Here is a 12,311-nt window from a genome sequence, read left to right on the forward strand (position 1 = left end):
TCAGTTGCCCAACGTGTAGCGCAGGCGCACGCCGTAGAAGCGCGGCTGGTTGGGGATGATCTCGGCGACGCCGGCCGAGTTCCACGCGGCGGTGTTGGCGACGTTGTACTGTTCCTTCGTGAGGTTGGTCACGAACAGCGAGAGATCGACCGGCGAACCGGCGACGCTGCGCCAGTCGAGGTTGAGGTTGATCAGGTTGGTCGCCGGGGTGAAGCCGAGCGGCAGCCCGTTGACGAACTTCGGCACCGAACCGTCGTTGATGTAGCTCGACTGGTGGACCCAGGTTGCCGACAGAGAGACGTCACCGACGCTCTCGTCGACCGGCAGCGTGATCGTCGGCGTGATGCTGAACTTGTGCTTCGGTGACAGGACGAAGGCCGATCCCGCCTGGACGTTGGGATTGACCGAGCCGAACGGCGTGCCGACGAGACGATCGCCGAGCGGCGATCCGTCGCCCTGGATGGCGCGCGGTGCGACGTCCTTCACCTTGGTGTTCAGGTAGGTGTAGCCGAAGGCGACCCGGAAGATCTCGCCCAGCCCGACCGAACCGTCGACCTCTGCGCCGTAGATCCGCGACTTGCCGGCATTGATGACGGCGTTGCCGCCGGCAACACCCGTCGCCGCCGCTTCGGCCGTGGGCTGAAGGCTGCCGAACACCTGCTGGTTGGTCAGGTTGTTGTAGAAGCCGGCGAGGTTCAGGTAGCCCGACACTGCGCCGCGGAAGGTCGACTTGAGGCCGATTTCGTAGGAGTCGAGCTTCTCGGGATTCCACACTTCGAAGCCGGGATTGGTGAAGTTGAGGCCGCCCTGGCGATAGCCGCGGGCGTACTTCGCATAGACCATCAGGTCGGGCGTGACCTTGTAGTCGAGATTGAGGAGCCAGGTCGGCTCGCTCGACTTGTTGGTCAGCACGGTGGTGCAGACACTGCGATCGAGCGCCGGCGGATTGGCCACGACCGCCGGATCCGCGCGCGGGCCGGTGCGGTTGTGGCGGAACGAGTCGGTGCAGGCGCGGGCGATCAGGCGGCCGCCCACCGGATCGACGAACAGCGGGCCCGTGCCCGCATTGGCGGAGAGGCCGGCACGGGTGGAGTTGGTCAGACCGACGATCTTGTCGAAGGTGTAGCGGATGCCACCGGTCAGCGAGAGCTTGTCGGTGATCTTGTAGGTCGCCTGACCGAAGATGCCGTGGTTGTCGAAGTTGAACTTGGTGCTCGATTCCGAGATCGAGCCGATCAGCAGCGGGTTGTTACAGGTGATCGTCTCGGGCCGGGCGCAGTCGAGGAAGATCGCCGTGCGGCCGACGTTATAGCCGATCGGTCGGGCGAACTCGAGGTAGCCGCCGAGGACGAAATCGAGCTTGTCGAAGCTGCCCTGGATCTGGAACTCGTTGGTGAAGGTGCTTTGCGCGGCGTTGTTGGTGTTGTCGCCCGCGGTGTCGAGGACGATGCGGTCGTAGGGCTGACCGCCGGCCAGCACGACGTTGGGCAGTGAACCGCTGAGGCGACGCGCCGAGAAGCCCGTGGTCGGCTGACCGTTGAGGCCGACGCCGGTGTCGATCGAGGGGATGACGAAGTTCGACGCACCGAGATCGAAGTTCGCACGCTCGCGGAATTCACCGTAGCTGGCGATGTTCTTGACCGTGATGCTGTCGCTCGCGCGCCAGGTCGTGGTGTTGATCACCTGCCACTGGACGATGTTCAGATAGGAATTCGGATTGCGCGTTTCGATGTCGTAGAAGCCGTCGCCGCGTGCGGTCTGGCGCGCGAGCTGCACGGCGCACGAGGCGGCCTGCAGATGGCGCGTGCCGCTGTAGCCCGTGGTACCGACATTCACGTTCAGCGGATTGTCGGGCGAGGCCGGCGTGGCGCAACCGATGATCTTCGAAGCGTAGCCGCGCGTGTTCGAGTCGCTGTAGTGGAAGACCGTGTAGTTCTCGAGGTCCGGCGTCAGGTCGGCGACGAGGCTGAGGCGCGCGTAGGAATAGTTGACGTTGTTGAGATCTTCCGGGCCCACGCCCGACTGGTTCTTCATGAAGCCGTCGCGCTTGTTGCGCTCACCCGCGATGCGGACCTTGAAGGTATCCGACAGCGGAATGTTCAGCGCGCCCTGTACGCGGATCTGATCGTAGTTGCCGTAGGTGCCCTCGAGATAGCCGCCGAGCTCGCTGGTCGGCTTGGCTGGGGTCAGCAGCACGGCGCCGCCCGTGGTGTTGCGGCCGAACAGCGTGCCCTGCGGACCCTTGAGGACCTGGACGTTCTGGAGATCGGTGAAGGCGCCGGCGCCGACGGTGTTGCCCGAAGTCGTGCCGCCCTGCGCACGCACGCCGACGACTTCGGCGAAGTAGACGCCGACGGTCGGGGCGGTGGCGGCGTCCTGGTTGAAGCCGCGGATGTTGAAGTTGGCCTTTTCGGGGCCGTAACGCTCGTTCACCGACAGCGACGGCGTATAGACCGCGAGGTCGGTGGCGACCGCGATGTTCTTCTGGGTCAGCTGCTGAGCGTTGAACACGGTGATCGACACCGGCACGTCCTGCAGGCGCTGTTCGACGCGCTGGGCGGTAACGATGATGTCGCCCGTGGTGCTGTCGTCGGCGTTCTGGGCCAGCGCCGGTGTGGCTAGGCCTGCCAGCAGGGCTGTGCTCAGGAATAGTGTCGGCTTCAAACGTGCCTTGTGCATTGCAGTCTCTCCCTCATGAAATTGTTCTGGTTTACGCGCGAAGATCGAAGGTCCTGCGCGGTAGATGAAATTCGGCATTCGTCTGGATGTGCGCGAATAGTCCTCGTTCAAGACGAGGATCACTCTTGTTTCCGTGAGAGGGTCATTCGCGCTTTTGTGATTTTTTGTTTCTGGATTGCTGTGCTGAATTCTGTGCTGTTCGATGAAAGCGTAACATCGATCCGGAAGGATTTTTCAGCATCCGGTCTGTCGAAATTGACATTCGGCGCAACGTGCCGGTGGTCTCGGCACGAATGCGCCCCGGGGGCGGTGCCATGACGCCCAGAGGCAATTGGCGATCTTGCGCAGACTGCTGAGTTTCCGGCGCCGCCAGCGAAAAAATCCGCGGTCCTCCGTGTTATCCTCGGCTCTCGGATGCAGGCGTCGTCTCAGGTTCGGTGCGCCGCACGGGAAGAGGAAGGAAAGGGAGCGAGATGTTGGCGAAGCGCGTGGCAGCGGCATGACCGCGATGCCGCCCGGCGCGGGCTATGCGCGGGAACTGCGAGAGCATTGGCGGTACTGGCTTGGTGCCGCCTGCGGCCTGTCGGTCGGCATCGCGACGCAGTCCTACTCGAACAACCTCTTTGCGCCGCACATGATCGCCGAGTTCGGCTGGTCGCGGGCGACCTTCGCGCTGCAGGGGACCCTGTCGGTCGCTATGTTCTTCATCGTCCCGGTCATCGGACGCCTGACCGACCTGTTCGGTTCGCGCACGATCGCGAGCGTCGGAGTGATCGGTCTGCCGCTCGCCTACCTCGCGTTCAGCCTCCAGGACGGCAGCATGCCGATGTTCTTCGCGCTCAGCATCTTCAAGATGTTGATCGGCGCGACGACGGCCAGCATCGTCTACAGCCGCGTCGTCGCGCTCCAGTTCACCGTCGCCCGCGGGCTCGCCCTGGCAATCTGCGCGAGCGCGCCGGCGGCTTTCATGATCGCCTTCGTGCCGGTGCTGGGTGTGCTGATCGAAGAGCACGGCTGGCGTAACGGCTATCGCGTTCTCGCGATCGTGGCGCTCGTCATCGGCCTGTTCGCGGTTGCGATCATTCCGGGCGAGGCGCGCCGGGAGGCCGATGCCGAGACGCAGCGGGCTCCCGTACGGCGCACCGCCAAAGGCGACTACGGCACGATATTCCAGGACCGCACCTTCTGGATCGTCATGGCGGGCATGTTCCTCTGCAATGCGCCGAACGTGCTCGTGGCGTCGCAGTTCGGGCTGCTCCTGGTCGAGCAGAAGATCAGCGTCGCAACCGTCCCCTGGTTCATCTCGCTCTATGGCGCGAGCGTCGTCGTCGGTCGGTTCGCCTGCGGCATCGCGCTCGACCGCTTCGCGCCCTATCGGGTGGCGGCCCTGAGCATGGCCATGCCCGCGATCGGCTTCATCCTGATGGCGGCTGAGTTCAACGACCTGTGGCTCGTTGCAGTAGCCGTGGTGTTCATTGGACTGGCCCAGGGTGCCGAGGGCGACCTCGTCGCCTATCTGGCCGCACACTACTTTTCCCGCGCGCTCTATGGATCGGTCGCGGGGCTGATCTCGGCGGGATTGGCGCTGTCTTCGGCGCTGGGCGCGGCCATGCTCAGCGGTGTACTGCACCTGGCCGACAGTTTCTTGCCTTTCCTCCAGATCATGGCCTGCACGACGCTGCTGGGGGCAGGGCTGTTCCTGCTGCTGCGCGGGCGAAGCAAGGGGCTCGCGTTCGATGGCGCGACACTGGAAGCCGACGGATCCCTGGCCTGAAAGACCCGGCTCGAAGCCGCGAAGAATGCCCCGAGCGACGGGCTCCGCTTGTCGCTTCGTGAAAAACAAGTAATTGGTTGATTGTTTCGTGCGGCCGAGCCTTCGGACCCCACGCCCGTTTTAGAAAACTGCTGCTTTATGGAGAGTGACATGACGACCGCGACGGCCGAAGCGCCTCAGAAAACCGCAATCTTCACCGGTGGTGCGCAAACCGATTGGGCCAAGACGCGGCTCGAGAAGTTGATGGCCGAAGACCGTCAGTTCATCGGCGCGCTGCCCGATCCCGCGGTGGTCGAGGCGAAGCGGCAGCCGGGGCTGCGGCTGGCGCAGGTCGTGCAGACGATCTTCGAGGGCTACGGCCCGCGGCCGGCCATCGGCCATCGCGCCAAGGAACTCGTCACCGATCCGGTCAGCGGACGCACGAGTTCGCGCCTGCTCGACAGCTTCGAGACACGCTCGTTCGCGGAGCTCTGGGCCGATGTCATGGCGACCGCCGCCGAATGGCACAACGATGCGAATAACCCGGTCAAGGCGGGCGACTTCGGCGCCGTGCTCGGCTTCGCCAGCGCCGGCTATGCGACCATGCAGCTCGCGAACATCCATCTCGGCGTGGTGAACGTGCCGCTTCAGGCCAACGCCCCGACCGACCAGCACGTCGCCATCATCGCCGAGACCGAGCCGCGCGTTCTGGCGGCGAGCATCGAGCTGATCGACGCGGCGGTCGACGCGGTCCTCGCGGGCACCGTGCCGCCGCGGCTGGTCGTGTTCGACTACGAGCCGCGCGACGACGGCCAGCGCGAGAAGTACGAGGCGGCGCGCGCCCGGCTCGAAGCCGCCAATTGCCCGATCGTCGTCGATCTGCTGCAGGACGTCATCGCGCGCGGGCAGGCCCTGCCGCCGCTGCCAGCGCACCAGTCCGAGGATCCCGATCCGCTCGTCTGGCTGTTCTACACTTCGGGCACGACGGGTACGCCGAAGGGGGCGATGTACACCGAGGAGACCGTCCGCAACACCTTCCTCTACAGCGCCGAAAAGCCGGGCATCACGCTGAGCTTCATGCCGATGAGCCACGCGGTCGGTTACGGCTATCTCTATCTCGCCCTGGCCAACGGCGGCTGCAGCTACTGTTCGCCCAAGAGCGACCTCTCGACCCTGTTCGACGACCTGGCGCTGGTGCGGCCGACGATGTCGTCGCTGGTGCCGCGCGTCTGCGAGATGCTCTATCAGCACTATCTCGGCGAGGTCGATCGCCGCATCGCTGCCGGCGAGGCCGAGGCGTCGGCGCAGGACGCGGTCAAGCTCGACATGCGCGAGAACCTGCTCGGCGGCCGGCTGCTATCGGTCGGCTGCGGCTCGGCCGTACTCTCGCCCGAAGTGCATCAGTTCATGCTGTCGATGCTCGGCGTCCACATGGCGATCGGTTATTCCTCGACCGAGATGGCCACCGCGACGGTCACCGTCGACGGCAAGATCCAGCGCCCGCCGGTGATCGACTATCGGCTCGAGGACGTGCCCGAGCTCGGCTACTTCACCACCGACAAGCCCTATCCGCGCGGCGAATTCCTGGTGAAGATCCCCAAGTTCATGGCGGGCTATTACAAGCGCCCCGACCTGACCGCTGAGAAGTTCACCGCCGACGGCTTTTACAAGTCGGGCGACGTCATGGCGCTGATCGGCCCCGACGAACTCGCCTACGTCGATCGCACCAACAACGTGCAGAAGCTGTCGCAGGGTGAATTCGTCGCGATCGCGCGGCTCGAGGCGCTCTACACGCAGAGCCCGGCGATCCGGCAGATCTATGTCTACGGCACCAGCGAGCGCGCCTTCCTGCTCGCGGTCGTGGTCCCTTCCGATGAGCTGGTCGCCGACTTCGCGAAAGGCGGCGAGGCGGCCGACGAGGTCAAGGCGGCGATCCGCCGCGGCCTCCAGCAGGTGGCCGAAGAGCATGGCCTCGCGAGCTACGAGATCCCGCGCGATTTCCTGATCGAGCCCGAGGGCTTTAGCCCCGAGAACGGCCTGCTCACCGGCATCGGCAAGTTCAGCCGTCCCAACTTCAAGGACCGCTTCGGCGCGCGGCTCGAAGCCCGCTTTGCCGAGATCGCGCAGGAACAGGTCGACGAACTGCGTGCGCTGCGGCTGGGCGGCGCCGATCGCCCGGTGATCGAAACCGTCGCGCGTGCGGTCAAGGCGACCCTGGGCGTTGCCGAAAGCGACATCTCGCCGCAGGCGCGCTTCACCGATCTCGGCGGGGACTCGTTGTCGGCGCTGTCGTTCTCGATGCTGCTCGAGGAAATCTTCGGGCTCGAGGTGCCCGTCGGCGTGATCATCAATCCGGCCGGCGATCTTCGCCTGGTGGCCGACTACATCGACGCTGCGCGTTCGGGGAAGAAGCGCCCGAGCTTCTCGACCGTCCACGCCGCGGACAGCATCACGGTCCACGCCAGCGATCTGAAGCTTTCGAAGTTCATCGACGCGGATCTGCTGGCCCAGGCGCCCGCCTTGCCTAAGCCGGCCGACACCGTGAAGACCGTGCTGATGACCGGCGCGACCGGCTGGCTCGGTCGCTTCCAGGCGCTCGCCTGGCTCGAACGGCTGGCCGAGTCCGGCGGCAAGCTGATCCTCTTGTCGCGCGGCGCCACGCCCGAACAGGCGCGGCAGCGCGTCGAAGAGGCGCTAGACACCGATCCCGCGCTGATCGCGCATTTCCGCAAGCTGGCCGCCGATCACCTCGAGGTGTTGCCAGGTGATCTCGCGCTCGAGAGCCTGGGCCTCGACGACGCGACCTGGGAGCGCCTGGCGGACGAGGTCGACCTGATCGTCCATCCCGGCGCGCACGTGAACCACAGGTTGCCCTACAACCAGCTGTTCCCGTCGAACGTCGCGGGCACGGCCGAACTGATCCGGCTGGCGCTGACCACCCGGCTCAAGCGCCTCGACTACGTCTCGACCATGGGCGTGATCCTGTTCGGCGCGGCTGACGAGCACGGCGACATTCGCGAGATCGCGCCCTCGGCCGAACTCGGCGATGGCTATGCCAATGGCTACAACGTGTCGAAGTGGGCCAGCGAAGTGCTGATGCGCGAAGCCCACGACCTGGCGGGCATCCCGATCGGCGTGTTCCGCCCAGGCATGATCCTCGCGCACAGCCGCTATGCCGGCCAGCTCAACGTGCCCGACATGTTCACGCGCATGCTGTTCAGCCTCGCGGTGACGGGCATCGCGCCGGCGACCTTCTATGCCCAGGACCTGTCGAACGGCCGGCCCAAGGCACGCTACGAAGGCTTCGCCGTCGATTTCCTCGCCGATGCGATCACCGGCATCAGCGCTGCGCTGCCCGAGGGCTTCCGCAGCTACAACCTGGCCAGCCCGAAACCCGATTTCGTCGCCTTCGACGAATTCGTCGACTGGATGGTCGAGGCCGGCTGCAAGATCGAGCGGATCGCCGACTACGACGACTGGTTCCGCCGCTTCGAGACCGCGCTGAATGGCCTGCCCGAGGACCAGCGCGCGCACTCGCTGCTGCAGATCATCGAGCCCTATCGTCATCCGCAGCATCCGGGGATGGGCGAAGGCGTGCCGTGCCAGCGATTTGCCGGTGATGCCGAGGCGGCCGGCTATCCCGTGGCGCATCTCGAAGCCGGGTTGATCCACAAGTACGTCGCCGATCTCAGGCATGTCGGCTTGTTGAAGTGACCTAGGCACGCGGGTGACGCCGGGTGATCTCGATCATCCGGCGGCGCTGCTCATGATCCTCAACCATGGGTGAGGTGCCCTGCGCCCAATGGGTGGCGTCACCGATCTACGGCAAGATTGCGCAGTAGACAGGCTTCCGCGCATGGTCGATCATGCGCGCAGGTATCGAGTGGCTTTTCTACAGGGGATCATGGAGACAATCGTGTCAGTGCCGGCGCATCGCGAAGGCCTCGAAAGTTCGGCCGTGATGGCTGGGCAGCCCCGCCGGAAGGTGCTCTTCGTCGTCGTCACGCACCTGCGCGAGGAAGGCAATGCCGGGAATATCCAGGACTATCCCTATGGCGTCCTGTCGATCATCAAGCACAATCAGGGGCTCGCCGATTTCGACATCATGGACGTTGCGATCGATTACGACGGCATCGAGCGCCTCGAAAGCGATCTGCGCGCCAAGCTCGAAGAGTTCCGCCCCGACGTCCTCGGCGTCTCGGTCATGTTCGACAATGCCTATTTCGCCATCGCGCCGGTCCTGCAGGTCGCCAAACAGGTGTCGCCGGGCATCCTGACCGTCTGCGGCGGACCGGCGGTTTCCCCCGTCGCCAAGAAGATCCTGCACAACCAGCCCGAACTCGACGCCATCTGCTTCTCGGAAGGCGAACTGCCCTTCCGCGACCTGCTGATGGCCGAGGACATGTTCCGCGAAGTCGAGGATCACGCGACCTGGGTTTCGCGCAAGGACATCGACAGCCCCAAGGGGCCGAAGAAGCAGCTGCTCAACGACATCAGCGACGTCATCGACATCGACTATTCGCTGATCGACGTGGCCAGTTACGACCGCCGCGTGTCGTTCAATCCGCTCGACGACCGCTATCTCGACAACCTGCGCGCCTTCCCGATCGTCACCTCGCGCGGGTGCCCGTTCAAGTGTTCGTTCTGCTGGCATTCGGGCGAGAACGACAGGTCCATGCGCTATTCGGGCGTCGACGAACTGATCGCGCACGTCGAGAAGATCGTCGCGCGCTATGGCGCCAACTGCCTGATCTTCTACGACGACATGCTGCTGCTGGCACGCGATCGCGCCAAGGAGATCTTCCGCCGGCTCGCCCCCTTCAATCTGCGCATCGAGCTGCCGAACGGTCTTTCGCCCACCTACATGGACGATGAACTGATCGAGCTGATGTACCAGGCCGGGGTCCGGTCGGTCCGCATCGCGGTGGAATCGGGCGACGAGTGGGTGATCCGCAACCTGGTCAACAAGCCGATGAAGATCGCCCATGTGCAGCCGGTCGTCAACGCGCTGCGCAGGCACAACATCTGGATCGTCGCCTTCATCGTCGTGGGTCTGCCCGGCGAGACCGACGTTCACCGCCAGACGACGCGCGACAAGATTCTCGAATGGGGCATCGACCTCTGCAGCATCTCGGTGGCGAGCCCGATCAAGGGATCGTTGCTCTACGAGCAGTGCCTCAAGGAAGGCTACATCGATCCGAACGCCGAATTCCTGGTTTCGGGCTTCCTCTATGGCGAGAACGTCATCAACACGAAGGAGTTCTCCGCGGAATACATTTCCGACGCCGCCTATGTGATGAATCTCGATGTGAACTTCGTGAATTCGTATCGTCTGCGCAATGGTGACTACGCGGCGGCCGATTCCTACTTCGAGTACATCATCCGCACCTATCAGAACCATGCGTTCGGCCATTATTGCCTTGCGCTCACCAAGGGGCATCTGAACCAGCCGGAAAGCGCGGAGCACCATTGGGCGGAAGCGGTGCGGATCGGCGAGGCGGATCCGCTCTGGGCCGGCTATTTCGATCGCTTCGGCATCATGCTGGGCAGCACCTACGACGAATTCGTCAGCCTGACCCTGATGCGCGGCCATGGTACGACCCAGTTGAGCTACGTCGGTAGCACCGGAACGCTGATCAGCGCTTGAGAGTGCGTAGTTGTCGTCGGGTCAGGCGATCGCAGGCAGCTTCTCCAGGTGCTTGTCGAGCGTGATCGGATAGTCGCGCACGCGCACGCCGGTGGCGTTGTAGACCGCGTTGGCGATCGCCGCGCCGACGCCGCAAATGCCGAGTTCGCCGACGCCCTTGGCCTTCATCGGCGACGACTTGTCGTCGGGATAGTCGAGGAAGATCACCTCCTGGTGCGGGATGTCGGCATGGACGGGGACCTCATAGCTCGCGAGATCGTGGTTGACGAAGAAGCCGAAGCGCTTGTCGACGGCGAGTTCTTCCATCAGCGCCGCGCCCGCACCCATGGTCATGGCGCCGATCACCTGGCTGCGCGCCGATTTCGGATTGATAATGCGGCCCGCGTCGCAGACCGCTAGCATCCGGCGGATGCGGGTCTCGCCGGTGTAGGCGTCCACGCCGACCTCTACGAAATGTCCCGCGAATGTCGACTGTTGATACTGCTTGTCGAGCGTGCCGTATTCAATCCCGTCCTCGGCCGTGAGCGGGCCCGCCTGGACTAGCGGCAGCGAGCGGTTCCCGGCCTTGACCTGCCCACCGGCGAAGGTGGCATCGCTCGCATTGAAGCCCAGCTTCTGGGCTACGGCCTCGCGCAGTTTGACGCAGGCTGCATAGAGGCCGGCGGTCGAATTGTTCGCGCCCCACTGGCCACCGGAGCCGGCCGAGGCGGGGAAGTCGCTGTCGCCGAGTTTGACCATGACGTCGCCGATCGGAACCCCGAGCATTTCAGCCGCGGTCTGCGCGAGGATGGTATAGGTGCCGGTGCCGATGTCGGTCATGTCGGTCTCGACCGTCAGCTTGCCGTCGCCCCCGAGCTTGATCCGCGCCGCCGACTTCTGGAGCAGGTTGTTGCGGAAGCCGACCGCCATACCCATGCCGACGAGCCATGGGCCGTCACGCACTTGCGCAGGCTTCGCCTGGCGGTGCGACCAGCCGAAACGGTCTGCGCCGGTGCGCAGACACTCGACGAGATGGCGCTGTGAGAAGCGGCGCTCGGGCTTGGCCGGATCGACCAGGGTGTCGTTGACGATCCGCAGCTCGACCGGATCCATGGCCAGCTTCTCGGCCAGTTCGTCCATGGCCATTTCGAGCACCATCAGCCCCGGCGCCTCACCGGGCGCGCGCATGGCATTGCCCTCGGGCAGGTCGGTGACGGCGAGCTTCAGCCAGTATTCGCGGTTGGGTGCGGCGTAGATCAGCTTGGTCTGTTGCACCGCGACCTCGGGGCCGCCGCCGGGCAGGTTGCTGCTCGTGCTCGAATGATGGATCGCCGTCAGCCGGCCGTCGCGTGTCGCCCCGAGCCTGACGTGCTGGATCGTCGCGGGACGGTGAGTGGAATTGTTCATCATCAGCGGGCGCTGCATCGCGACCTTGACCGCGCGGCCCGCCTTTTTCGCGCCGAGCGCCGCGAGCACCGCGTCGGCGCGCACGAACAGCTTGCCGCCGAAGCCGCCGCCGATGAACGGGGAATCGATCCGCAGATTTTCGGGCTTGATCGACAGGATCTTGGCGAGCGAGGCCTTCGACCAGGCGATCATTTGGTTCGAGGTCCAGACGGTCAGCTTCTCGCCCTCCCAGGCAGCGATCGTCGCGAAAGGCTCCATCATCGCGTGGCTCTCACCGGGAGTCGTGTAGGTCTGGTCCACCGTCACCGGCGCCTTGGCGAACGCGGCGGCGAAGTCACCGACGCGCTCGACGTCCTGCGGGTTGGGAGCCTCGTCGTCGATCGGCTCGTAGCCTGCCGAAAGCGCGGCCTTGGCGAGGTCGAACCGGCCGTCCGACCGCGCATAGGTCGTGCGGATCAAGGCGGCCGCGGCGCGTGCCTGCTCGAAGGTTTCGGCGACGACCAGGGCAATCGCCTGGTGGTAGTGTGCCACTTCGGCGCCGCCAAACAGATGCGCGACGTTCATCTTGCCGAGCGGCAGCGGCTTGGCATGTTCGAGCGTGGTCACGATCGCGAGCACACCCGGCGCCCGCTCGGCCTCGCGCGTGTCCATGCTGGAAATGCGGCCCTTCGCGATCCCCGCGCTGACGATGTAACCATAGGCCTGGTTCGGCGCGACGTCGTGGCGCTCGTAGGCATAGGGCGCGGTGCCGGTGGTCTTGAGCGGGCCGTCGATGCGATCGGTCGGCTGGCCTACGACCTGGAGCCGGTCGATCGGGTTGGTGCCGGCGGGGGTATCGAATTTCAT

5 protein-coding genes are annotated in these 12,311 nt (G+C 65.0%); 3 read left to right on the forward strand and 2 right to left on the reverse strand.

The window, feature by feature from the left end; genetic code table 11:
* Positions 1–2,679 carry a TonB-dependent receptor gene (locus OLX23_RS18355; protein WP_264446487.1) on the reverse strand — a complete coding sequence of 893 codons (2,679 nt, stop codon included), beginning with the start codon at positions 2,677–2,679 and terminating at the stop codon, positions 1–3.
* Positions 2,680–3,178: 499 nt separating this feature from the next.
* On the opposite strand from OLX23_RS18355, the gene OLX23_RS18360 reads away from it, so the two are divergent.
* The 3 genes from OLX23_RS18360 (at position 3,179) to OLX23_RS18370 (ending at position 10,079) form a co-directional block, all read left to right on the forward strand.
* Positions 3,179–4,453: an MFS transporter gene (locus tag OLX23_RS18360; RefSeq protein WP_264446488.1), complete on the forward strand. Its 1,275-nt coding sequence runs from the start codon at positions 3,179–3,181 to the stop codon at positions 4,451–4,453.
* A gap of 150 nt (positions 4,454–4,603) precedes the next feature.
* The gene (gene car, locus OLX23_RS18365; RefSeq protein WP_264446489.1) at positions 4,604–8,146 is read left to right on the forward strand and encodes a carboxylic acid reductase; all 3,543 of its coding nucleotides are present in this window, start codon (positions 4,604–4,606) and stop codon (positions 8,144–8,146) included.
* Positions 8,147–8,348: 202 nt separating this feature from the next.
* Positions 8,349–10,079 (forward strand): B12-binding domain-containing radical SAM protein, encoded by a 1,731-nt coding sequence (locus tag OLX23_RS18370; RefSeq protein WP_264446490.1) that lies wholly within the window; start codon positions 8,349–8,351, stop codon positions 10,077–10,079.
* A 21-nt stretch (positions 10,080–10,100) separates the two neighbouring features.
* Here OLX23_RS18370 and paoC read toward each other — a convergent pair whose 3' ends face one another.
* The gene (gene paoC / locus OLX23_RS18375) at positions 10,101–12,311 is read right to left on the reverse strand and encodes an aldehyde oxidoreductase molybdenum-binding subunit PaoC (protein ID WP_264446491.1); all 2,211 of its coding nucleotides are present in this window, start codon (positions 12,309–12,311) and stop codon (positions 10,101–10,103) included.

It is taken from the genome of Novosphingobium sp. JCM 18896 (assembly GCF_025938095.1).
Classification (GTDB): Bacteria; Pseudomonadota; Alphaproteobacteria; order Sphingomonadales; family Sphingomonadaceae; genus Novosphingobium.